Genomic DNA, 22,923 nt, shown 5'->3' on the forward strand with positions numbered 1-22,923 from the left:
AAACGTCGCTAACCGGGGACAGCACTCCGTTATTGCCACCTTTCCACTTGGACCCCGGCCTTCGCCGGGGAGGTGCTACCTTTGTTGAGTGGATCGACAGAGCAGAGGAGCCCTGTTCCCGGGCGGCAACCAACGCTAAGGCACCGCCGCACGGCGACCCCCGACGAAAGACCCTCATGACCAGCATCCCGAACACCCTCCCCATTCGGCGCGCGCTCCTGTCCGTCTCCGACAAGACCGGGATCGTCGATCTCGGCAAGGCGCTCGCGAGCCACGGCGTAGAACTCGTCTCCACCGGCGGCACCGCCACCGCCCTCCGCGCGGCCGGCCTCGAAGTCCGCGATGTGAGCGAACTCACCGGCTTCCCCGAAATGATGGACGGCCGCGTCAAGACGCTCCACCCGATGGTCCACGGCGGCTTGCTCGCGGTTCGCGACGACGCCGGCCATGCCGCCTCGATGGCCGAGCACAAGATCGGCGCGATCGACCTCGTCATCGTCAACCTCTACCCGTTCGAGGCGACCGTCGCGAAGGGCGCCGACCGCGACACCGTGATCGAGAACATCGACATCGGCGGCCCCAGCATGGTGCGCTCGGCGGCCAAGAACCACGCCTATGTCGCGATCGTCACCGACCCCGCCGACTATGCGCTCGTCTCGGGCGGCACCACCACGCTCGACGATCGCAAGAAGCTCGCCGCCAAGGCCTTCGCCACCACTGCCGCCTACGACTCGGCGATCGCGACGTGGTTCGGCACGGTAGACCAGGCCGAGGAATTCCCCGCCACCCTGCCGATAACGCTCAAGCGCGGCGACACGCTCCGCTACGGCGAGAACCCGCACCAGTCCGCCGCGTTCTACACCGCAACCGGCAGCGTCCGCGGCATCGGCCAGGCCCGCCAGCTCCAAGGCAAGGCGCTCAGCTACAACAACCTCAACGACGCCGACGCCGCGCTCGAACTCATCGCCGAGTTCCGCGACGCCGAGCCCTCGGTCGTGATCGTCAAGCACGCCAACCCCTGCGGCGTCGCCACCGGCGCTACCCTCGCCGAAGCCTATGCCGCCGCGTTCGCCTGCGACACGGTCTCCGCATTCGGCGGCATCATCGCCGTCAACCGCACGCTCGACGCCGAGACGGCGCGCCAGATAACCGGCATCTTCACCGAAGTCGTCGTCGCCCCCGATGCCGACGAGGACGCGGTCGCGCTGTTCGCCGCCAAGAAGAACCTCCGCCTGCTGCTCACCGGCGACCTCCCCGATCCCGCCCGCCTCGGCTTGACGGCAAAGTCGATCGCCGGCGGCTGGCTCGTCCAGGGCCGCGACAACGGCACGCCCGGTGAGCTGAAGGTCGTCACCAAGCGCCAGCCGACGCCGCAGGAGCTGATCGACTGCCGCTTCGCCTGGACCGTCGCCAAGCACACCAAGTCCAACGCGATCGTCTACGCCAAGGATGGCAGCACCGCGGGCATCGGTGCCGGGCAGATGAACCGCCTCGAATCCGCGCGCATCGCCGCGTGGAAGGCGAAGGACGCGGCGGACAAGGCCGGCTGGTCGACCCCGCGCACGATCGGCTCGGCGGTCGCCTCCGACGCGTTCTTCCCGTTCGCCGACGGCCTGCTGGCGGCGGTAGAAGCCGGCGCGACCGCGGTGATCCAGCCCGGCGGCTCGATCCGCGACGCCGACGTCATCGCCGCCGCGGACGAAGCCGGCCTCGCGATGGTCTTCACCGGCATGCGCCACTTCCGCCACTGAGTTCGACACGGTCGGATCGCTTGCGCTAACTGTTCCCCCGCGAAAGCGGGGGCCCAGGACCACAAACGCTATCGCTCGTAACCCTGGGCTCCCGCCTTCGCGGGAGAACATCGTGCATAGTGACGCTGCCCATAAAACAGGCACCAGCACCGCACTGCACAAGTTTTAACCCCAAAACCCCCGCTGCTCGCCCGTCGAGCACACCTCACCCCTCCCCACCGCAACTGGCACGCACATTGCTAGGCACCTTCCGTAACAAGGGGAAGGGGCGCGATGAAACTCGTCATTGCCATCATCAAGCCGTTCAAGCTCGACGAGGTGCGCGAAGCGCTCACCACGATCGGCGTCGCGGGCATGACGGTCACCGAGGTCAAGGGGTTCGGCCGTCAGAAGGGCCAGACCGAGATCTATCGGGGGGCCGAATACAGCACCAACATGGTGCCGAAGATCAAGATCGAGGTGGTCTGCGCCGCCAGCCTGTCCGACCGCGTGGTCGAGGCGATCCAGGCATCGGCGAACACCGGCGCGATCGGCGACGGCAAGATCTTCGTGCTCGACGTCGGCCAAGCCGTGCGGATCCGCACCGGCGAAACTGACGATTCAGCGCTCTGAGGGGGGACATGATGAAGCATGACATGAAGACAGCCGCCTCGGCGGTTCTGGGGTTCGGCGCGGCGATGATCGCCGCCGCACCCGCCTGGGCACAAGAGGTTGCGGCACCCGTAGTGGCCCCGGTCGTAGCGACCGTGAACAAGGGCGACACCGCCTGGATGATGACCTCGACGGTCCTCGTCCTGATGATGATCCTGCCCGGTCTCGCTCTGTTTTACGGCGGCCTCACGCGGTCGAAGAACATGCTGTCGACCATGACTCAGATCGGTGCCGTCGCGGCGCTCGCGATGCTGATCTGGGTGATGTGGGGCTACACGCTGGCGTTCGGTCCCGACGTGACCAACCCGCTGCTCAGCAACTTCATCGGCAGCTTCGACAAGGCGTTCCTGAAGGGCGTCACGCCAGCCTCGCAGGCAGCGACCTTCACGGCCGGCGTCGAGATCCCCGAATATGTCTTCATCTGCTTCCAGATGACCTTCGCCGCGATCACCATCGCGCTGGTCCTGGGCTCGGTCGTCGAGCGCATGAAGTTCTCGGCGGTTATGGTGTTCGGCCTGGTCTGGCTGACGATCGTCTACTTCCCGATCGCGCACATGGTTTGGGCGTCGAGCGGCTACTTCTTCAAGGCCGGCGCGCTTGATTTCGCCGGCGGCACCGTGGTCCACATCAACGCCGGCGTCTCGGCGCTGGTCGCAGCCCTGATCCTCGGCAAGCGGATCGGCTACCCGAAGGAGCCGATGGCACCGCATTCGCTGGTCATGACCGGCATCGGCACCGGGCTGCTCTGGGTCGGCTGGTTTGGCTTCAACGCCGGCTCGGCACTCGAGGCGAACGGCTCTGCCGCGCTCGCGATGCTCAACACCTTCGTCGCCACCGCGTCGGCCGCTTTGTTCTGGATGCTTGCCGAAAAGCTTTCGGGTCACAAGGGTTCCGCACTCGGCTTCTGCTCGGGCATCGTCGCCGGCCTCGTCGCCGTCACGCCGGCCGCGGGCAACTCCGGTCCGTTCGGCGCCATCGTCCTCGGCGCGATCGCCTCGCTCGTCTGCTTCATGGCAGTGTCGAAGCTCAAGCCGATGCTCGGCTACGACGACTCGCTCGACGCCTTCGGGATCCACGGCATCGGCGGCATGATCGGCGCGATCGGTACCGCGGTGGTCTACGCGCCGTCGCTCGGCGGGCCTGGTGCTGCGGACTATGCGATGGGCGCGAAGCTCTTCGTGCAGCTCCAGGCGGTGATCGTCACGATCATCTGGGCCACGATCGGCACCACGATCGCGATCTACGTCGCCAAGGCCGTCACCGGTCTGCGGGTATCGCCGGAAGTCGAGCACGAGGGTCTCGACATCGGCGAGCACGGCGAACGCGCTTACAACTGATCGGTAGCGGGCCAGTCGAGCCCGCACCCACGACGTTCCTCCTGCGGACAACCTTAGCCCGGTGTGGAAACACACCGGGCCTTTTTTGTCCGTCGACCGAAGTGGTACTTCGATCGAGTTTGGAGGGGTGGGCTAAACCACTTCGTACGGCACGGCCCCGCGGCGGTCCGGATCGACCCGGATCTCGCTGGCGGCCGGCGGAAACGCGCGTTGGTCGCAGTCGGTGCGCAGGCAGATACGGCATGACGACCCGATCGGAGTCGCGATCCCTCCCGTTCCCAGCGCATCCGCATATATGAACTCCGATGCGTTCGCCTCCTCGCATCCCAGCGCCACCGCATAGCGCCGCGCCGGTCGTGTGTAGGTCTCGGACGGTTTCACCAAGCCCTTCGCCATCGAGACGTAGCGGATCCCGTCAGTCGTCTCGATCAGCTGCGTCAGGATCCGGTCGGGGATCGCGACCGCCTCGTGGACGATCCACAACGGACACGCGCCGCCGAACCGCGCGAACTGAAGTCGCGTGGCGGAGTGGCGCTTGGTGATGTTCCCCGCCATGTCGACGCGGCAGAAGAAGAACGGGATGCCGAGTGCGCCGGGTCGCTGCAACGTCGAAAGCCGGTGACACGTCTGCTCGAAGCTCGTCCCGAAGATCCGCCGCAGCCGGTCGATGTCGTGCCGCACGCTCCGCGCCTCCGTCCGGAAGCGGGTGTAGGGCATGACGATCGCCCCCGCCGCGTAATTGGTCAGCCCCGCGGTCAGCAGCGCGCGCGCGGTTTCCGACGCCATCTCGGACGCGGCGACGATCCCGCCGATGACGTCACCGAACTCGTGCCGCGCGACTTGGTGCGCGAGCGAGAACAGGGTGGTCTCGCCCGGCTGCGATCCGTCTAGCCTTAGGGTCGCGCCGTCGTAATCGCGCAACGGTGCGGCGAGCGCGCCCGAGATCGCGACCGACACACCGCGCGCCGCGAGCCGAGCCTCCAGCGCCGCGATCCGGTCCGCGCCCAGCGTCTCGCCGATCTCCTCCGCCCGCCGGTCGAGCGCATCGACATAATTGCCTGCCGCATGAAACCAGTCGCGCACGTCCTCCCACGGCAGCAACCCCGGCGCACCCGATCCCGCCACCAGCCGATCGTCGAGCGCCCGCAACTGCTCCTGCGCGCGGCGATACGCGTCGTGCATCGCAACCAGACGCTGAGCCAACAGCGGCTGATGTTTCACCGCGCGGCGCACCGCCGTCTCGTCTAGCGCGGGGGCCTCGACGCTCGTGTCCGAAACAGCCTCGAGCGTCGCGATCAGCAGCGCGGTATCGTCCGCCGCATCGATGCTCCCCCAGTCCGCCGGAAACTCGCGTGCGAGCGTGATCAGCACGCCTTCCGTCACCGGGCGGTCGCCATTCTCGATCTGCGAAAGGTAGCTGACGGACAGCCCGATCCGCGCGGCCATCGCCGCCTGGCTGATTCCCAGAACGCGGCGCAGGTCGCGCAGTCGGTGTCCGACGAAGAGGCGACGAGCGGGCAAAGTCATATCCCCGCCTAGTTTGCAAACATGCCTCGGACAAGTTTGCAACATTGCATTTGCGCATCGCATCCCGCTCTGTGAAGGCAGTCAGCAGGACGGAGAGACGATGTCATCGACGATCGAAGAGCTTGAACGCCGCCGCGAAGCCGCCAGAGTCGGCGGGGGCCTCAAGCGGATCGCAGCGCAGCACGCCAAGGGTAAGCTCACCGCGAGGGAGCGCCTTGACGTGCTGCTGGACGAGGGTTCGTTCGAGGAGCTCGACATGTATGTCGAGCACAATTGCGTCGATTTCGGCATGCAGGACCAGGTGATCCCCGGCGACGGCGTGGTCACCGGCTCGGGCACGATCAACGGCCGCCTCGTCTTCGTCTTCAGCCAGGACTTCACCGTGTTCGGCGGGTCGCTCAGCGAACGTCATGCGCAGAAGATCTGCAAGGTGATGGACAGCGCGATGAAGGTCGGCGCGCCAATCATCGGCCTCAACGACAGCGGCGGCGCACGTATCCAGGAGGGCGTCGCGAGCCTCGGCGGCTATGCCGAGGTGTTCCAACGCAACGCGCTCGCGTCCGGCGTCGTCCCGCAGCTCTCACTCATCATGGGACCGTGCGCGGGCGGGGCGGTCTACAGCCCCGCGATGACCGACTTCATCTTCATGGTGAAGGATTCAAGCTACATGTTCGTCACTGGCCCCGACGTGGTCAAGACGGTGACCAACGAGGTCGTGACGCAGGAGGCGCTCGGCGGCGCGGTCACGCACACCACCAAGACGTCGGTCGCCGACAACGCGTTCGAGAATGATATCGAGGCCTTGTTGGCCGCGCGCGATTTCTTCGATTTCCTGCCCGCGTCGAACCGTGACGGCGTGCCCGAGCGCCCGGCCGCGGACGAATGGGACCGGATCGAGGAGAGCCTCGACACGCTGATCCCGGCGTCGGCGAACCAGCCCTACGACATGCACGAGCTGATCCGGAAGACCGTCGACGAAGGCGATTTCTTCGAGACGCAGCCGGCGCATGCGGCCAACATCATCACCGGCTTCGGGCGTATCGAGGGGCGCACGGTCGGCTTCGTCGCGAACCAGCCGCTGGTGCTCGCCGGCGTGCTCGACATCAATTCGTCGAAAAAGGCGGCACGGTTCGTGCGCTTCTGCGACGCGTTCGAGATCCCGATCGTCACCTTCGTCGATGTCCCCGGCTTCCTGCCCGGCACGTCGCAGGAGCATAACGGCATCATCAAGCACGGTGCGAAGCTGCTGTTCGCCTATGCCGAGGCGACCGTGCCCAAGATCACCGTCATCACGCGCAAAGCTTACGGCGGCGCGTACGACGTGATGGCGTCGAAGCATCTGCGCGGCGACCTCAACTACGCATGGCCGACCGCCGAGATCGCGGTGATGGGTGCCAAGGGCGCGGTCGAGATCATCTTCCGCGGCAAGACGCCAGAAGAGATTGCCGAACGCACCGCGGAATACGAGGCGCGTTTCGCCAACCCGTTCGTTGCCGCGTCGAAGGGCTTCATCGACGAAGTGATCCAACCCCACTCGACGCGTCGTCGTATCGCGCTGGGTTTACGGAAACTCCGCGGCAAGTCGCTGGAGAATCCGTGGAAGAAGCATGACAACATCCCGTTGTGAGCGATGCTTGTTCGGTGATGATAAGCACATTAGCATGTCATGCGAAGGAGTCGTGACATGCAGACCGAACGCGTGACGTTTCTGACCACCCGCGATCACAAGGCCGCGCTTGATGCCTTTGCCGCCAGCAACGGCATGTCCGTCGGCCATGTCGTTCGCGAGGCGACGACGCGCTATGTCATCGAGGGCGACATGAGTGAGGACGACCGCTTCAAGCTGTTGATCCACGAACTCGACGAGGCGTTGCCGGCGATGCACGCCGCGCTCGACCACGCGATCGAGGGGCAACAGAGCCTGCGGGCCGACATCGATGCCATGCTACGCGACGCCGGCTTGTCCGAAGCGGAGTGTGTCGCATGAGCATGATCGGCGACGCGATGCGGACGATCGAGTCCGTTATCCTGCTCCGCAGCAAGGTGGAGCGGTTGAACGAAGAACTGGCCGCGACGAATGCACAGGTGCGACGCGTGGTTGATTCGGTCATCCAGATCAACGGACGCTTGATCCGCCTGGAAGCGTTTGAAGAAGTGCGATCAGGGGTAAGGCCTTTGCCAAGGATCGAGCGGTGATCGCGCTGCTGCTTGCACAGGCCGCGATTCCCGCCGCGGCGCCGGCCTGGAAGATCGCCGATCGGACTAGCCCGGCGGGGGTGCGCAGCATCTCCGCGTCGGTCACCGGCAATGACGGGCTCTCGCGGTTCGTCGTAAAGTGCGACGTCGGTTCGGAGCCGATCGTCTCGATCCAGTTCATCCAGCCGCAGCCGCTCGGGTCCGGCGCGGACAAGCCCGTTGCAGTGCGCTTTGATGGCGGGCCGGCGTTCACCTATAACTGGCAGTTTCCGGGAACGGGGACCTACGTCACCGATCCCGAAGCGATCACCAGGCTGACGACGTTTCTCGTGAAGTCGAAGACGCTGCGGGTCGAGACCACCAACGGCGCGAACTTCGCGGTGCAGGCGAACTTCGTCGCGCCGACCGGCGATGCGATGATCCGGCAGGTGCTCGGTGTGTGCGGTTACACGCTGGGTGTCGTTCCCCCGCCGCCGCCGCCGCCGAAAGACGCGCAATGACCCTAGGCCGCCTCAACCATGTCGGGGTCGCGACGCCGTCGATCGCGAAGTCGGTCGAGACGTATCGGCTGTTGCTCGGCGCGACTGCGATCGGCGAGCCGTTCGACCTGCCCGCGCAGGGGGTCAAAGTGTGCTTCATCGATGCGCCGAACACGCAAATCGAGCTGATCGAGCCGTATGACGAGAGTTCGCCGATCGCCGGTTTCCTGCGCAAGAACCCGGCCGGTGGTCAGCATCATGTTTGCTTCGAGGTGGCCGATATCCATGCCGCCGTCGCCGACCTGAAGGCAAAGGGCGCGACCGTGTTGGGCGAGCCGCGGATCGGCGCGCATGGCACGTCGATCGTGTTCGTGCACCCGAAGGACTTCGGCGGCATGCTGGTCGAGTTGATGGAGACGCCGGGCGACACCGGCGCGCACTAGGAGAGATCTGATGGCCGCGTACGAGCATATCCTGAGCAAGCGGCGCGGCGACGTGCTGGTGCTGACGCTGAACCGGCCCGACCGGCTGAACGCCGCGCCGCCGGGGATGTTCGAGGAATTGCGCGCGGCGCTGGGTAATCTGGATGGTGCGCGGGCGGTGCTGATTGCGGGCGCTGGCCGCGCCTTCTGTTCGGGCGCGGATGTCGGCGGCGGGGCGCTTGGCTCGGAGAACCCGGGCGAGGCGACGTTCGCGGCGCTGACCGGCAGTTACAATCCGACGATGACGGCGATCGCCGATCTGTCGGTGCCGGTGGTCAGCGCAGTGCGCGGGCCGGCGGCGGGGATCGGCTGCAGCCTCGCGCTCGCTGCGGATTTCTGCGTCGCGAGTGAGACCGCGTATTTCCTTCAGGCGTTCGTGAACATCGGGCTGGTGCCCGACGGTGGTGCGTCGTGGATGCTGCCGCGGCTGATCGGCAAGGCGCGGGCGACCGAGATGATGATGCTCGGCGAGCGGGTTTCGGCGGCCAAGGCGCTCGACTGGGGGATGGTGCACAAGGTCGTCCCGGACGGCGCGCTCGATGCGGAGGCGTTCGCGCTGGTTGAGCGGCTTGCGGCGATGCCGACGGTGGCGCTCGGGCTGATGCGGCGGGCGATCACTGCGGCGTACGAGACGGATTACGCGACCGCGATGCAGGCCGAGGCGGCGAACCAGCGCGATGCGCGCGGGTCGGCGGACTCGATGGAAGGCGGCCGCGCATTCCTAGAGAAGCGCAAGCCGGTGTTCACGGGCAAGTGAACCGCTTTCCTTCTCGTTCCCCGGCGAAGGCCGGGGCCCAGGCTCGATGCGCAGCATCGAACGCGCTCCCGCGCGCGGCGTATTCGAGGGGCTGGGCCCCGGCCTTCGCCGGGGAACTAGGTGCTAGGTAATGACTGACAAACCGAACCCCACCCTCGCCGACTGGCAGGCCGCCGCTACCAAGGAAGTAAAAGGCGCCGACCTCACTTGGCCGACACCCGAAGGCATCGACGTCAAGCCGCTCTACACCGCGGACGACGTCACTACCGACCCAGGCCTCCCAGGTTTTGCCCCCTTCACCCGCGGCGTCCGCGCGTCGATGTACGCAGGCCGCCCCTGGACGATCCGCCAGTACGCCGGCTTCTCGACCGCCGAAGCCTCTAACGCCTTCTATCGCCGCAACCTCGCCGCCGGCCAGAAGGGCCTCTCGGTAGCATTCGATCTCGCCACGCACCGCGGCTACGACAGCGACCACCCCCGCGTCACCGGCGACGTCGGCAAGGCAGGCGTCGCGATCGACTCGGTCGAGGACATGAAGATCCTCTTCGACGGCATCCCTCTCGACAAGATGTCGGTCAGCATGACGATGAACGGCGCGGTGATCCCGATCCTCGCCTTCTTCATCGTCGCGGGCGAGGAACAGGGCGTCGACCGGAAATTGCTCGACGGGACCATCCAGAACGACATCCTCAAGGAGTTCATGGTCCGCAACACCTACATCTACCCGCCAGAGCCGAGCATGCGGATCATCTCGGACATTTTCGGCTACACGTCGCGCGAGATGCCCAAGTTTAACAGCATCTCGATCAGCGGCTATCACATGCAGGAGGCAGGGGCGACGCAGCTCCACGAGCTCGCCTTCACGATCGCCGACGGCATGGAATATGTGAAATACGGCGTCGCGAGCGGCCTAGACATCGACAAGTTCGCGGGGCGGCTGAGCTTCTTCTTCGCGATCGGCATGAACTTCTTCATGGAGATCGCCAAGCTCCGCGCCGCCCGCGTCCTCTGGCACCGCGCGATGACGCAATTGGGCGCACAGGACGAACGCTCTAAGATGCTGCGCACGCATTGCCAGACGAGCGGCGTCTCGCTCACCGAGCAGGACCCGTACAACAACGTCATGCGCACGACGATCGAGGCGATGGCGGCGATGCTGGGCGGCACGCAGTCGCTCCACACCAACGCGCTCGACGAGGCGATCGCGCTGCCAACCGACTTCTCGGCACGGATCGCGCGCAACACGCAGATCGTGATCCAGGAAGAGACTGGGATGACCAAGGTCGTCGATCCGCTCGGCGGCAGCTATTACATCGAGAGCCTGACTCAGTCGCTGGTCGACGGCGCGTGGACGCTGATCGAGCGGATCCAGTCCGAAGGCGGCATGGCGAAGGCGGTCGCGGCAGGCTGGCCCAAGGCGATGATCGAGGAAGCCGCCGCCGGGCGGCAAGCGCGCGTCGATCGCGGCGAGGACGTCATCGTCGGCGTCAACAAGTACAAGCTAGCCGAACAGGATGCCATCGAGATCCTCGACGTGGACAACGTCGCGGTGAGGGCAGGCCAGATCGAACGCATCAACCGGGTAAAGGCCACGCGCGACGAAGCCGCGTGCCAAGCCACTCTAGATGCCCTCCGCGAAGGCGCGCGAATTCCCCCCCGGAACGGGGGGGGGGACCAGCCAACGGCTGGTGGAGGGGGCGTTCCACAAACGGATTCGCCTGTTGAAGCCCCCCTCCGTCAGCCTGCGGCCGACACCTCCCCGGACCGGGGAGGATTTGAGAACAACCTCCTCGCGCTCGCGGTCGAGTGCGCCCGAGCCCGCGCCACGCTCGGCGAAATCTCCTCCGCGATGGAGGACGTGTTCGGCCGCTACGGCACGCAGCCCACGCCGGTCTCCGGCATCTACGGCGGCGCCTACGAAGACGACGCGCGCTGGACGCGTCTCACCGACGGCGTCGAAGCCACCGAGCGCCGCATGGGTCGCAAGCCCCGCATGCTGGTCGCCAAGATGGGCCAGGACGGCCACGATCGAGGCGCCAACCTCGTCTCGTCGATGTTCGGCGACTTGGGCTTCGAGATCGTCCCCGGCCCGCTGTTCCAGACCCCCGCCGAAGCCGCCGCGCTCGCGCTCGAGAAGGACGTCGACATCGTCGGTGCCTCGTCACTCGCCGCGGGCCACAAGACGCTGATCCCCGAGCTGATAGGCTACCTCCGCGAGGCAGGCCGCGCCGACATCAAGGTGATCGCGGGTGGCGTTATCCCTGCACAGGACTATCAGGCGCTGCGCGATGCCGGGGTCCAGGCGATCTTTGGACCCGGCACCAACCTGATCCAGGCCGCCGAGGACGTGTTGAAACTCCTCGGCCACAACATGGCCCCGCAAGAGGAAGCCGCCGAATGACCGATACCCTCCTCCGTACTCTCGCACATGCAGTGGCTCCGAGCCTGGTGCGCGATGCTCCCGTTTCCCGCACCGACTGGACCCGTCCCGAGATCGCCGCGCTGTTCGACCTCCCGTTCGACGAACTCATGTTCCGCGCGCAGACCGTCCACCGCGCGCACCACGCGATCGGCGAGGTCCAGCTCTGCACGTTGTTGTCGATCAAGACCGGCGGATGCCCCGAGGATTGCGGCTATTGCTCGCAGTCCGCCTCGTCCGACTCCGGCCTGAAGGCGGAAAAGCTGATGGATGTCGACGCGGTCCTCGCCGACGCCGCGCAGGCCAAGGCCGCCGGCTCGCAGCGTTTCTGCATGGGGGCTGCCTGGCGCAACCCGAAGCCGCGCGACATGCCGAAGGTCGTGGCGATGGTCGAGGGCGTCCGCGCAATGGGGCTCGAGACGTGCATGACGCTCGGCATGCTCGACGCTGACCAAGCCAAGCAGCTCGCCGACGCCGGCCTCGATTACTACAACCATAATATCGACACCTCGCCGGAGAATTACGGCAACGTCATCACCACGCGCACCTTCGGCGATCGGCTCGAGACGCTGGCGAACGTGCGTGACGCGGGGATCTCGGTCTGCTGCGGCGGGATCGTCGGGATGGGCGAGACGCGCAGCGACCGAGTCGGCTTCGTCCACGCGCTCGCCACGCTGCCGCGCCACCCGGAGAGCGTCCCCGTCAACGCGCTGGTCCCGGTCAAGGGCACGCCGCTCGGCGACATGCTCGCGGGTACGCCGATGGCGCAGATCGACGACATCGAGTTCGTCCGGACGGTCGCGGTCGCGCGGATCACGATGCCGCTGAGCATGGTGCGATTGTCTGCGGGGCGCGAAAGCATGTCCGAGGCGACTCAGGCGCTGTGCTTCATGGCCGGCGCGAACTCGATCTTCACCGGCGACAAGCTGCTGACCACCGGCAACGCCGGCGACAGCGCCGATGCGACGCTGCTGGCGAAGCTGGGGATGAAACCGATGGTCGGCGCGGAGCCGATGCGGGCCGCGGCGGAGTAGTTCCCCTCCCGCTTGCGGGAGGGGTTAGGGGAGGGCCTGTCCTCCCGCACCATAATATCCGCGCGTGGACAGGCCCTCCCCCGGCCCCTCCCGCAGGCGGGAGGGGAGCGAGTGATGTTCAAGAAAATCCTGGTCGCCAATCGGGGCGAGATCGCGTGTCGGGTAATGCGGACCGCCAAGGCGATGGGCATCAAGACCGTCGCGGTCTATTCCGACGCCGACGCGCGCGCGCCGCACGTGCTGATGGCCGACGAGTCCGTGCGGCTCGGGCCGGCACCCGCCGCGGAGAGCTATCTCAAGGCCGAGCTGATCCTGCTCGCCGCCAAGGAGACCGGCGCGGACTGCATCCATCCGGGCTACGGCTTCCTCTCCGAGCGCGAGAGTTTTGCGCTGGCGTGCGCCGAGGCCGGGATCGCCTTCGTCGGGCCGCCCCCCAACGCGATCGCCGCGATGGGCGACAAGATCGAATCGAAGAAGCTCGCCAAGGCGGCGGGCGTCAATGTCGTGCCGGGCTATCTCGGCGAAATCGACAGCACCGATCACGCGGTCGAGATCGCCGGTGGCATCGGCTATCCGGTGATGATGAAGGCGAGCGCAGGCGGCGGCGGCAAGGGCATGCGGCTCGCCTACAGCGAACAGGACGTCCGCGAAGGCTTCGAGGCGACCAAGCGCGAGGGGCTCGCGAGCTTCGGCGACGACCGCGTGTTCATCGAGAAGTTCATCGAGAGCCCGCGTCATATCGAGATCCAGCTGATCGGCGACCAGCACGGCAACATCGTCTATCTCAACGAGCGCGAATGCTCGATCCAGCGCCGCCACCAGAAGGTCGTTGAGGAGGCGCCGTCGCCGTTCGTGACGCCGAAGATGCGGAAAGCGATGGGGGAGCAGGCGGTCGCGCTCGCGCAGGCGGTCGGCTATTATTCGGCGGGGACGGTCGAACTGATCGTGTCGGGCGCGGATACGACGGGGGAGGGGTTCTACTTCCTCGAGATGAACACCCGGCTTCAGGTCGAGCATCCCGTGACGGAAGAGATCACCGGGCTCGATCTGGTCGAACTGATGATCCGGGTTGCTGCCGGGGAGCCGCTCGGGTTCTCGCAGGACGAGGTGAAGCTCAACGGCTGGTCGATCGAGAACCGGGTGTATGCAGAGGATCCGTATCGCGGGTTCCTGCCGTCGATCGGTCGCTTGGTCCGCTACAACCCGCCCGAAACTTTCCCCCTCCCGCAAGCGGGAGCGGGGGAAGCGAGAGTCCGCGTCGACGACGGCGTCCGCGAGGGCGGCGAGGTCAGCATGTTTTACGACCCGATGATCGCCAAGCTCATCACTTGGGCACCCACCCGCGACGGCGCGATCGCCGCGCAGATCGCCGCGCTCGACGCGTTCGAGCTGGAAGGCCCCGGCAACAACATCGACTTCCTCTCGGCGATCATGCAGCACCCGCGGTTCCAGTCGGGCGCGCTCACCACCGGCTTCATCGCCGAGGAATATCCCGACGGCTTCCACGGCGCCCCCGCCGACGCCGCGTTGCTCAAGACGCTCGCCGCGGTGGCTGCTTTTGCTGCGACGGCCGAAGCCGACCGCGCCCGCCGCATCGATGGCCAGCTCGGTAAGCGCCTCCGCCCGCCCGCCGACTGGTCGGTGACGATCGCCAGGATCGACCACGCGGTGACGGTCTCGACCGACGGCATCACAGTCGACGGCGAAGACCTCGACCTGGCGCTCGAATACACGCCCGGCGATCGCATGGTCGTCGCCGACGGCCACGGGACCGATGGCGACGAGCACCTCACGATCCGCATCGCCAAGGCCCGCGCCGGCTTCAAGCTGACGACCCGCGGCGCAAGCCACGTCGCCCGCGTTCTGCCCGCCCGCGTCGCACCCTACACCGCGCACCTGATCGAGAAGGTCGCGCCCGATCTGTCGAAGTTCCTGATCTGCCCGATGCCGGGTCTGCTGGTGCGGCTCGACGTCGCGGCGGGTGACAAGGTCGAGGCGGGGCAGGCGCTGGCGGTGGTCGAGGCGATGAAGATGGAGAACATCCTGCGCGCCGAGAAGACGGGGACGGTGAAGTCGGTTGCTGCGAAGACCGGGGACAGCCTCGCAGTGGATCAGGTGATCCTCGAACTCGACTGAGTTAGCGCTTCACTCGTCCCGCCCGGTATGCCGAGCTCGTTCCGGAATCCACCGTTCCGCACACCCGATAGAATTGAGTCCGCGGGGCGGTGGGCCCCGGCCTCCGCCGGGGTGACGGAGTGGGGAAGGGTGCGCGTTCTTATTGATGATCCTGGCGCAGCGGACCGCACTTCTTGTTTCCCCGCGAAGGCGGGGACCCAGTCTGGGCTCCCGCCTTCGCGGGAGAACAAGGGGGAGCAGGCCGGCGGCTGTGTTTGCAGGACCGCGTCCCCCCTAACACCACCCCGGCGAAGGCCGGGGCCCAGTTGGGAGCGGCTGGTGATTTAGGCCAGCGCTCCGTTACAGCGACCTTGCCAACTGGGCCCCGGCCTTCGCCGGGGTGGGACGTGTAATGGGTAAGCGTTCATCCTGAGACTTTGCCGAAAGCAGCGGTAGCGGTGCAAGGACCCGAGCCCCACGCCACCCCCTCCCGTTTCCGGCCCCATCGCTGTAAAGCACCCCGGATGACCCTCCTCCGTTACCTCGCCGCGCTCCTCCTTCTAGCCACCGCGCTCCCCGCGATCGCGCAGGACGAGCCCAAGGTCGCGACCGTCGCAGCGAGCCTCACCCAGGCCTCCGCCGAGCTTCAAGCAATCGACGACGCCACGCCCGCCGCGCGCGACGACAAAGCGCGCCAGGCTCTCCGCACCCGCGCGCAGGCCGTACAAACAATAGCCGCCGACGCCGTCCGCACGCTCACCCCCGAAATGGCCCTCGTCCAGGCGCGCGTCACCGAGCTCGGCGCCGCCACCCCCGGCGTGGTCGAGGCGCCCGAGATCCGCGCGCAACGCAAACTCCTCGCCCAGAGCCAGTCCGGGATCGATTCCGCGATCAAGCGCGCGCGCCTCATCGGCATCGAGGCCAAACAGCAAATCGACGACATCGGTGCGGCCGAAGCGGAGGAACTCGGCCAGCAACTGTCCGAGAACACCGGCTCGCCGCTGTCGCCGACATTGTGGGCCGCGATCGTCGATCACCTGCCGCGCGACACCGCGCGCATGATGCGGTTCGCCAATGTCGAGATCCGCCAGTTCGGCGCGCGGTTCGACATGCGCGCGGGCACCGGCCTGCTGATCGGGATACTCACCGCGCTGGTCTTGATCGTGCCGCTACGACGCTGGCTGCACGGCGTCGGCCGCCGATACGCGACCAACCACGCACCGGGCGGTCGCCTGCGCCGTTCGGCCTATGCGCTATGGCTGGTGGTGATCGGCACCGCGCTGCCCGGCTTCGCTGCATGGGCGATTGTCGCGTCGTTGCGCTGGGCCGGGCTGGTGTCGCCCGCCTGGAGCCGGTTCGGCGCGCTCTTCGTCGGGATTACGTGGTTCTGCGCGTTCGTGTCGTCGCTCGGCGGCGCGCTGCTGCTGCGCGGCCAGTCGACGTGGCGGCTGCTGCCGATCGGCGACCCGGCCGCGCAGGCGCTGCGCCCGTACACCTGGATGGCCGCCGGGCTGATCTTCTTCGGCCAGCTGCTGATCGCGACCAACATGCTGATCGGCATCAGCGCGCCGGCATCGAGCGCCGCCAGCGCAATCGTCGCGCTGCTCCACATCGTCCTGCTCGGCGCGATTCTGGTGACGCTGGGCCGGTTGCGCGCCGCCGCGCTGCCCGACCCGACCAAGCCCGCGCGCAACACGCTGCTGGCGATCGTCGCGACGCTCGTCTGGCTGGTGCTGCTCGTCACGCTGATCGCCGGCCTGATCGGCTATGTGAACTTCGCGTTCAAGGTCGCGACGTGGCTGCTGTGGGGCGCGATCGTCGGGGCGACCTTGTACCTGATGATGACCTTCACCGACGACGCGTGCCGGACGTTGCTGTCGAGCGGCAACCGTCTCGGGCGATCGGCGAACAGCGGGTTCGGGGTCGACAACAAGACCGTCGACCAGATCGGCGTGCTGCTGTCGGCGGTGTTGCGGCTGTTGCTGATCCTGCTCGCGGTCGGCGCGGTGATGGCGCCGTTCGGGGCGGGCGTTGGCTCGGCGTTCGAGCTGTTCGGGACGGTCGCGAACGGCGTGACGATCGGCCAGGTCACGATCTCGCCGGGCGCGGTGCTGCGCTCGATCGCGGTGCTGTTCGTCGCGCTCGCGATCATGCGCGGGCTGCAGCACTGGCTGGTGAACAGCTATCTACCGACCACCGCGATGGATGCGGGCGCGCAGAATTCGGTGATGATGGTCGCGCGTTACGCCGGGATCATCGCCGCGGTACTGTGGGCGCTCGGCGCGCTCGGTATCGGCATGGAGAAGCTGGCCGTGGTGCTTGGCGCGCTGTCGGTCGGGATCGGCTTCGGCCTCCAGGCGATCACGCAGAACTTCGTCTCCGGGCTGATCCTGCTTGCCGAGCGCCCGGTGAAGATCGGCGACCTCGTCCGGATCGGCAACATGGAAGGCGACGTGAAGCGCATCAACGTCCGCTCGACCGAGATCCAGGTGGCGGACCGCTCGACGCTGATCGTGCCGAATTCGGAGCTGATCACCAAGACGATCCAGAACATGACGCTGGCAGCACCCATCGGCCGGATCCAGCTGCAATTCTCGGTGCCGCTCGAGGAGGATCTCGACGCGGTGCGGACGATGCTGTTCGCGGCGTTCGCGGAGAAGCACGAGGTGCTCGACGATCCCGAGCCCAAGGTGTTCATCGATTCGATCGACGCCGGCCGCGCCAAGTTCAACTGCTTCGCGTACGTCGCGAGCCCGCGCGATGCCTATCCGATGCGCAGTGAACTGCTGTTCACGCTGCTCCGCCAGTTCCGCGAGGCGGGCATCGAAGTCGGCTCGACCGCGACCAAGATGGAGCTGGTCGGATCGTTGCCGACCCCGCCCATTTCAGAACAGACCGGCGATCAGAACCCCGATCAGAACAGGACGTAGGGCAACGACACGCTGAAGCTCGATCCGGCCGCCATCGTCCCGCGCGGACGGATGCGGACGGTGGTGACGGACTTGGGCGCGGACGTCGGATCATATGTCCAGCTGGTACCGCCGTTCGCTGAAAAATCGACGTCGTCGGTGGTGCTGGCGGGCGCGGCATAGGTCACCGCGAGTGACGATGCGGGCGAGCCCTCCGCCGTCGTCACGAACGCAGTCGAGGCACTCCCGTCGCCGTCGAGTGCGACCGCGCCGCGACTGGGCGTCGGCAGGACGATCGCGAGCGAATTGGCGTCGACCGCGACGATATCGGAATTGGTCAGCGTGATCGTCGTCCGCTGTTTGCTGCCCGGAATAGCCCGTGGATTGTTGGTCGCCGACAGCGGATCCCAGGTCGTCCGGGTGATGATCGTCACGCCGATCGGCTTGGCCGCGACGATCATCGTCACGGAGACGTTGGCGACGGGGATGGTCGCGGGGTTCTGATCCAGCGTGCCGACGCAAGCGCCCAGCAAACCGAGCACGTCGCAGAACCGCCACTCCCATGCGATCTTGAAGCTGCCCGTATAGGTGCCGGGCGCGACTGCGGCGGTCGACGACGGACGGACGTGAACCTGCACGTTGCGCGCGGTGCCGCCGAGCAACCCGAGCAGATTGACGACGCCACCGTTCATGTAGACGAACGGGGTACCCGGCGTGAACGGATAGGCGCCCGCGGCGTCCGCCGCGACCACGTACTTGGCCGTCACGGTGTTCGCGGGGTTGGTCGACGTCAGCTTGAAACCGTCGGGGCTGGTGACGGTCGCGCGCAGATAGTTGCCGCCCAGCAGCGAGATCACGGTGCTTGGACAGTCGAACCCGCCGGGCACGTCGACATAGGGCGGCGCACCATTGACCAGCGCCGGCGGCGAATAGGTGCCGAGCGCGGTCGGGCTGGGACTCGTCACGGTACAGGCCGCCCAGGCCGATGACGGCATCGCCAGCGCCGCGATGGCGATCAGCGCTTTCTTCAGTCCAGTCGTCAACGCTTGGTCCCTTCGCGCCTTACTCGTGCGACAGGGGCTAGTCGGCGATTCGTTAAGGCACTTTCAAAGACCTAAAATGGGTGTTTTCGTCGAACCGGTTCATCGTGAGGGTGTCGGCGGCCTTGCGACGCTTGCGGCGGCCGTCAAACTGATGAAACGTGGCGGGCATGACGATCGCTCCCACCGCATCTCGCCCTTCGGCTCCGCCCGGCACTGTCCTGATCGCGAGCGTCGCCACCGCCGCGCTGGCGGGCCTCCTGTTCGGTTTCGACACCGCGGTGATCGCCGGGGTCACCGGCGCCCTCAAGGCCAAGTTCGCGCTCAGCGAGGCGTGGCTCGGGTTCACCGTGTCGTCCGCGCTCTGGGGTACGTTGATCGGTGCGTTGTTCATCGGCACGCTCGGCGATCGCTACGGCAGTCGCAACGTGCTGCGTATCCTCGCCTTTCTCTACGTCGTCACTGCACTGGGCTGCGCGCTGGCGTGGAACTGGCACAGCTTTCTCGGCTTCCGCTTCATCAACGGCATCGCGATCGGCGGCTCGTCGGTACTCGCGCCCGCCTACATCGCCGAGCTGGCCCCGCCCGCCCAGCGTGGCAAGATGGTCGGCGGCTTCCAGTTCGCGGTCATCCTCGGCATCCTGCTCGCCTATGTCTCGAACGCGGTCATCGGTTCGCTCGATCTCGGCGATGTCGAGTGGCGGTGGAAGCTCGGGATCGTCGCGGCACCGTCGCTGGTCTTCTTCGGTCTCCTGTTCCGCATCCCCAATTCACCGCGCTGGCTGCTCGCCAAGGGCCGCGATGCCGAGGCTAAGGACGTGCTGGCGCTGGTCGGCATGAGCCCCGACATCGCCCGGCAAGAGCTCGACACGCCGAAGGGCGATGCCAAGCTCTCCTGGACGCGTCATCGCAAGCCGATCACGCTCGCCTTCCTGGTCGCGATGTTCAACCAGTTCAGCGGCATCAACGCGTTCCTCTATTACCTCAACGACATCTTCAAGGCCTCGGGCGGCAGCCTCTCGCCCGATCTCCAGGCGGTGATGATCGGGGTTGCCAACATGGTGTTCACGCTGCTCGGCATGCTGCTGATCGACCGTATCGGCCGGCGTACGTTGCTGCTCTGGGGCTCGGCCGGCATGACCGCGGCGCTCACCGTCGGCGGGCTGGCGCTGCTCGGCGTGCTGCCCAACTGGCTGCTGCTACCGTCGCTGATCGTCTTCATCATGTTCTTCGCCCCGGGTTCGGGCGCGGTGATCTGGGTCTATATCTCGGAGGTCTTCCCGCAGAGCGTCCGTGCGCGCGGGTCGAGCATCGGTTCGTCGAGCCATTGGGGCTGGAATGCGGTGATCGCACAGGTCTTCCCGATCGCCGCGGCATGGTCGGCGGGCGTGCCGTTCCTCTTCTTCGCCGCGATGATGGCGGTGCAGTTCGTCACCGTGCTCCTCTATTTCCCGGAGACCAAGGGCGTGCCGCTGGAGGAGATGGACGCACACATGTCGCGGTAACCCGCGGTCGCGACGATTCACTGCCGAACCGGCACAATCCTGCGACAATTGGGCGCTAGTTCAAACCCCTGATCGACGGTCGATCATCGGGGTGGAACGGGTATGCGCAGTTTGGGTCTGGTTCTGGCGGTAAGCATGCCTGCAATGGCCGCCGCACAACAGGCGCCGTCGCAGCCCGCCGCCGCGGCGGCCGCGCAGACGCCGGAACAGGACGAGGCGGCCGACGCCGAGGAGATCGTCGTCACCGGATCGCGCAAGCTGCCGGGCTCGGTGATCGGCGACATCCCGCCCGACCAGACGCTGGGCCAGGCCGAGATCCGTTCGTACGGCGTCAGCTCGATTTCCGACCTGCTGAGCGAACTCAGCCCGCAGACCACCAGCGGTCGCGGCAGCGGCGGCGCGCCCGTCGTGCTGCTCAACGGCCGCCGTATCTCCAGCTTCTCCGAGATCCGCGACATCCCGACCGAGGCGATCCAGCGCGTCGAGATCCTGCCCGAGGAGGTCGCGCTCAAATACGGCTACCGCGCGGACCAGAAGGTCGTGAACTTCGTCCTGCGCCGCCGCTTCCGCGCGGTCACCGCGGAGGCGACCGACCGGATGCCGACCGAGGGGGGCAGCAACACGCCGCTGGGCGAGGTCGACCTGCTCACCATCGCGCGCGACCGCCGGCTCAACCTCCACGTCGAATACACCTCGACCTCGACGCTGACCGAGGCCGAACGCGATATCGACGCGCTGACTGCTACTGCCCAAAGCCCACGCGGCGCGAACAACACGGTAGTCGACCAGCGGCCGTTCCGCACGCTAGAGCCTGAAAACAGCACGTTCACCGCGAACGGCGTCTATGCGCGCAACATCTTCGGCAACATCGGTGCGACGATCAACGGACGCATCGAATCGACCGACAGCCGCAGCCTGAACGGCCTGCCCGTCGCCGCGCTGACGCTCGCGGACGGGACCGCCGTCATCAACCGTGCGCTCGACGACGACGGCTTCCTCCCGCTCGCGCAGCGCACCTCGTCGATCGCCGCGCATCTCGGCACCACGCTTAACGGCGATCTCGGCACGTGGCGCTGGAACGTGACGGGCAATTACGACCGCAGCGATACGCAGACCTTCACCGAGACGGGCGTCGATGCGACCGCCTTCAATGCAAGGCTCGCGGTGGGCGATCCGACCGCCAATCCGTTCGGCCGCCTCACCGCGGGCGACATCGGTGCGGCGCCCGGCAACCGCGCCTATGCCTCGCAAAGCACCGGCGGCGTCGATGCGGTCATCAACGGCAACCTGTTCAACCTGCCGGCGGGCGCGATCTCGACGACGATCAAGCTCGGTGCGGAAACCGCCGATTTCAGCAGCCGCTCCTTCAGTGCGCTGCGTGAACAGACCGGGCAGGTCTCGCGCGATACGGTCAACGGCCAGGTCAACGTCGACCTGCCGCTCACCAGCCGGTCGAAGGGCGTCCTGCCGTTCCTCGGCACGCTGTCGGCGAACTTCAACCTCGCCGAGGATCACCTGTCGGACTTCGGCACGCTGACCACGCTCGGCTACGGCGCGAACTGGTCGCCGATCGAGGGCGTGCGCGTCATCGCCTCGGTCACCGACACCGACGAGGCACCGACCGCACAGCAGCTCGGCAACCCGTCGATCGCCACGCCCAACGTCCGCATCTTCGATTACGTGACCGGCACGACCGCCACCGTCACGACGATCAGCGGCGGCAATCCCGGGCTGGTCGCCGACAACAACCACGTCAAGAAAGTCGGCCTGACGCTGAAGCCTTGGACCGCCAAGGACCTGTCGATCACCGCGAACTATGTCGAGAGCCGGGTCGACGATCCGATCGCCGCCTTCCCCTCGGCGACTGCGGCGATCGAAGCGGCGTTCCCCAGCCGCTTCACGCGCGATGCCGGTGGCAACCTGTTGCAGGTCGACCGCCGTCCGATCAATTTCGCGCGTAGCGAGCGCTCCGAACTGCGCTGGGGGATCAACTTCTCCGCGCCGTTGAAGTCGAAGATCCAGAAAGAACTCGAGGCCTATCGCGCAGGCACCGGCCCCAACCCGTTCGAAGGGCTCCAGCCTCCCGGCGGCTTCCGTCGACCCGAAGGCGCGAGTGGCGACGGTCCGCGCGGGCAGGGCGGTCCCGGTGGTGGCGGGCCTGGCGGCGGTGGACCCGGACCCGGCGGTGGCGGCGGCGGGCGCGGCTTCGGTGGTCGCGGCGGACAGGCCGGCGGTCGCATCCAGTTCGCGGTCTACCACACCTGGCACTTCACCGATCGCGTGCTCGTCGCCGATGGCGGCCCACGCCTGAACCTGCTCGACGGCGATGCGATCGGCAACAGCGGTGGCCAGGCGCGCCACGAACTGGAGGCGCAGGCGGGCTATACCAACAACGGCCTCGGCGCGCGCATCTCCGCCAATTACGCAACCGGCACGACGGTCAATGGCGGCACCGCGGCCGCGCCCTCGACGCTCAACTTCGGCGGCCTCGCGACCGCCAACATCCGTCTGTTCGCCGATCTCGGCCAGCGCCTCGAATGGGTGAAGGCGCACCCGTGGCTGCGCGGGATGCGCGTCAGCCTGTCGGTCGACAACGTCCTCAATACCCGCCAGCGCGTCACCGATGCGACCGGCGCGACGCCGAACAACTACCAGCCGGACTATCTCGACCCGTTCGGCCGCGCGGTCCGGATCAGCGTCCGTAAGCTGTTCTTCTGAGCG

17 protein-coding genes are annotated in these 22,923 nt (G+C 66.9%); 15 read left to right on the plus strand and 2 right to left on the minus strand.

What is annotated here, in order from left to right; genetic code table 11:
• Positions 1-176 precede the first annotated feature (176 nt).
• The 3 genes from purH to C8J45_RS12515 all read left to right on the plus strand — a co-directional run bounded on the left by purH (position 177) and on the right by C8J45_RS12515 (position 3,739).
• Positions 177-1,751 carry a bifunctional phosphoribosylaminoimidazolecarboxamide formyltransferase/IMP cyclohydrolase gene (purH, locus tag C8J45_RS12505; protein WP_107963489.1) on the plus strand — a complete coding sequence of 525 codons (1,575 nt, stop codon included), beginning with the start codon at positions 177-179 and terminating at the stop codon, positions 1,749-1,751.
• Positions 1,752-2,024: 273 nt separating this feature from the next.
• Positions 2,025-2,363 (plus strand): P-II family nitrogen regulator, encoded by a 339-nt coding sequence (locus C8J45_RS12510; RefSeq protein ID WP_056053652.1) that lies wholly within the window; start codon positions 2,025-2,027, stop codon positions 2,361-2,363.
• 23 nt (positions 2,364-2,386) lie between these two features.
• Positions 2,387-3,739 (plus strand): ammonium transporter, encoded by a 1,353-nt coding sequence (locus tag C8J45_RS12515; RefSeq protein WP_107963546.1) that lies wholly within the window; start codon positions 2,387-2,389, stop codon positions 3,737-3,739.
• A gap of 132 nt (positions 3,740-3,871) precedes the next feature.
• Here the strand turns inward: C8J45_RS12515 and C8J45_RS12520 are convergent, their stop codons facing one another.
• A complete protein-coding gene (locus C8J45_RS12520; RefSeq protein ID WP_107963490.1) occupies positions 3,872-5,266 on the minus strand; it encodes a short-chain fatty acyl-CoA regulator family protein in 1,395 nt (464 codons plus the stop codon).
• A gap of 100 nt (positions 5,267-5,366) precedes the next feature.
• Here C8J45_RS12520 and C8J45_RS12525 point away from each other — a divergent pair, with 100 nt between their 5' ends.
• From C8J45_RS12525 to C8J45_RS12570, 10 genes are all read left to right on the plus strand, one after another.
• Positions 5,367-6,893, plus strand: a complete 1,527-nt coding sequence (locus C8J45_RS12525) for an acyl-CoA carboxylase subunit beta (RefSeq protein ID WP_107963491.1) — start codon at positions 5,367-5,369, stop codon at positions 6,891-6,893.
• 57 nt (positions 6,894-6,950) lie between these two features.
• A complete protein-coding gene (locus C8J45_RS12530) occupies positions 6,951-7,253 on the plus strand; it encodes a hypothetical protein (protein ID WP_107963492.1) in 303 nt (100 codons plus the stop codon).
• Positions 7,250-7,462, plus strand: coding sequence for a hypothetical protein (locus C8J45_RS12535; RefSeq protein WP_146168618.1), 213 nt, complete (start codon positions 7,250-7,252; stop codon positions 7,460-7,462). The genes C8J45_RS12530 and C8J45_RS12535 overlap by 4 nt, the downstream gene beginning before the upstream one ends.
• Positions 7,459-7,962, plus strand: a complete 504-nt coding sequence (locus C8J45_RS12540; RefSeq protein ID WP_107963494.1) for a hypothetical protein — start codon at positions 7,459-7,461, stop codon at positions 7,960-7,962. The genes C8J45_RS12535 and C8J45_RS12540 overlap by 4 nt, the downstream gene beginning before the upstream one ends.
• Positions 7,959-8,384, plus strand: a complete 426-nt coding sequence (mce, locus tag C8J45_RS12545; protein WP_107963495.1) for a methylmalonyl-CoA epimerase — start codon at positions 7,959-7,961, stop codon at positions 8,382-8,384. Before C8J45_RS12540 ends, mce begins: the two co-directional genes overlap by 4 nt.
• A gap of 10 nt (positions 8,385-8,394) precedes the next feature.
• On the plus strand, positions 8,395-9,180 hold the full coding sequence (locus C8J45_RS12550) for an enoyl-CoA hydratase-related protein (protein WP_107963496.1): 786 nt from the start codon (positions 8,395-8,397) through the stop codon (positions 9,178-9,180).
• A gap of 130 nt (positions 9,181-9,310) precedes the next feature.
• A complete protein-coding gene (gene scpA, locus C8J45_RS12555) occupies positions 9,311-11,581 on the plus strand; it encodes a methylmalonyl-CoA mutase (RefSeq protein ID WP_107963497.1) in 2,271 nt (756 codons plus the stop codon).
• Positions 11,578-12,633 carry a biotin synthase BioB gene (gene bioB, locus C8J45_RS12560; RefSeq protein ID WP_107963498.1) on the plus strand — a complete coding sequence of 352 codons (1,056 nt, stop codon included), beginning with the start codon at positions 11,578-11,580 and terminating at the stop codon, positions 12,631-12,633. The genes scpA and bioB overlap by 4 nt, the downstream gene beginning before the upstream one ends.
• A 114-nt stretch (positions 12,634-12,747) precedes the next feature.
• Positions 12,748-14,769: an acetyl/propionyl/methylcrotonyl-CoA carboxylase subunit alpha gene (locus tag C8J45_RS12565; RefSeq protein ID WP_107963499.1), complete on the plus strand. Its 2,022-nt coding sequence runs from the start codon at positions 12,748-12,750 to the stop codon at positions 14,767-14,769.
• A 503-nt stretch (positions 14,770-15,272) separates the two neighbouring features.
• Positions 15,273-17,678, plus strand: coding sequence for a DUF3772 domain-containing protein (locus C8J45_RS12570; RefSeq protein WP_107963500.1), 2,406 nt, complete (start codon positions 15,273-15,275; stop codon positions 17,676-17,678).
• On the opposite strand, the gene C8J45_RS12575 is transcribed toward C8J45_RS12570, so the two are convergent.
• Positions 17,663-18,700: a protein CsuE gene (locus C8J45_RS12575; protein ID WP_107963501.1), complete on the minus strand. Its 1,038-nt coding sequence runs from the start codon at positions 18,698-18,700 to the stop codon at positions 17,663-17,665. The two genes, C8J45_RS12570 and C8J45_RS12575, sit on opposite strands and share 16 nt — an antisense overlap.
• Positions 18,701-18,867: 167 nt before the next feature.
• Between C8J45_RS12575 and C8J45_RS12580 the strand changes: the two genes are divergently transcribed.
• Both C8J45_RS12580 and C8J45_RS12585 read left to right on the plus strand, forming a co-directional pair.
• Positions 18,868-20,202 (plus strand): sugar porter family MFS transporter, encoded by a 1,335-nt coding sequence (locus C8J45_RS12580; protein ID WP_107963502.1) that lies wholly within the window; start codon positions 18,868-18,870, stop codon positions 20,200-20,202.
• A 144-nt stretch (positions 20,203-20,346) separates the two neighbouring features.
• Entirely contained in the window at positions 20,347-22,920 is a 2,574-nt protein-coding gene (locus C8J45_RS12585) for a TonB-dependent receptor (protein WP_258191433.1), read from the plus strand.
• Positions 22,921-22,923 lie beyond the last annotated feature (3 nt).

It is taken from the genome of Sphingomonas sp. PP-CE-3G-477, from assembly GCF_003050745.1.
Classification (GTDB): domain Bacteria; phylum Pseudomonadota; class Alphaproteobacteria; order Sphingomonadales; family Sphingomonadaceae; genus Sphingomonas.

Coding starts and splice junctions, on each gene's coding strand:
- purH (WP_107963489.1), top strand. CDS start 177: ATGACCAGCATCCCGAACACCCTCCCCATTCGGCGCGCGCTCCTGTCC.
- C8J45_RS12510 (WP_056053652.1), top strand. CDS start 2,025: ATGAAACTCGTCATTGCCATCATCAAGCCGTTCAAGCTCGACGAGGTG.
- C8J45_RS12515 (WP_107963546.1), top strand. CDS start 2,387: ATGAAGACAGCCGCCTCGGCGGTTCTGGGGTTCGGCGCGGCGATGATC.
- C8J45_RS12520 (WP_107963490.1), bottom strand. CDS start 5,266: ATGACTTTGCCCGCTCGTCGCCTCTTCGTCGGACACCGACTGCGCGAC.
- C8J45_RS12525 (WP_107963491.1), top strand. CDS start 5,367: ATGTCATCGACGATCGAAGAGCTTGAACGCCGCCGCGAAGCCGCCAGA.
- C8J45_RS12530 (WP_107963492.1), top strand. CDS start 6,951: ATGCAGACCGAACGCGTGACGTTTCTGACCACCCGCGATCACAAGGCC.
- C8J45_RS12535 (WP_146168618.1), top strand. CDS start 7,250: ATGAGCATGATCGGCGACGCGATGCGGACGATCGAGTCCGTTATCCTG.
- mce (WP_107963495.1), top strand. CDS start 7,959: ATGACCCTAGGCCGCCTCAACCATGTCGGGGTCGCGACGCCGTCGATC.
- C8J45_RS12550 (WP_107963496.1), top strand. CDS start 8,395: ATGGCCGCGTACGAGCATATCCTGAGCAAGCGGCGCGGCGACGTGCTG.
- scpA (WP_107963497.1), top strand. CDS start 9,311: ATGACTGACAAACCGAACCCCACCCTCGCCGACTGGCAGGCCGCCGCT.
- bioB (WP_107963498.1), top strand. CDS start 11,578: ATGACCGATACCCTCCTCCGTACTCTCGCACATGCAGTGGCTCCGAGC.
- C8J45_RS12565 (WP_107963499.1), top strand. CDS start 12,748: ATGTTCAAGAAAATCCTGGTCGCCAATCGGGGCGAGATCGCGTGTCGG.
- C8J45_RS12570 (WP_107963500.1), top strand. CDS start 15,273: ATGACCCTCCTCCGTTACCTCGCCGCGCTCCTCCTTCTAGCCACCGCG.
- C8J45_RS12580 (WP_107963502.1), top strand. CDS start 18,868: ATGACGATCGCTCCCACCGCATCTCGCCCTTCGGCTCCGCCCGGCACT.
- C8J45_RS12585 (WP_258191433.1), top strand. CDS start 20,347: ATGGCCGCCGCACAACAGGCGCCGTCGCAGCCCGCCGCCGCGGCGGCC.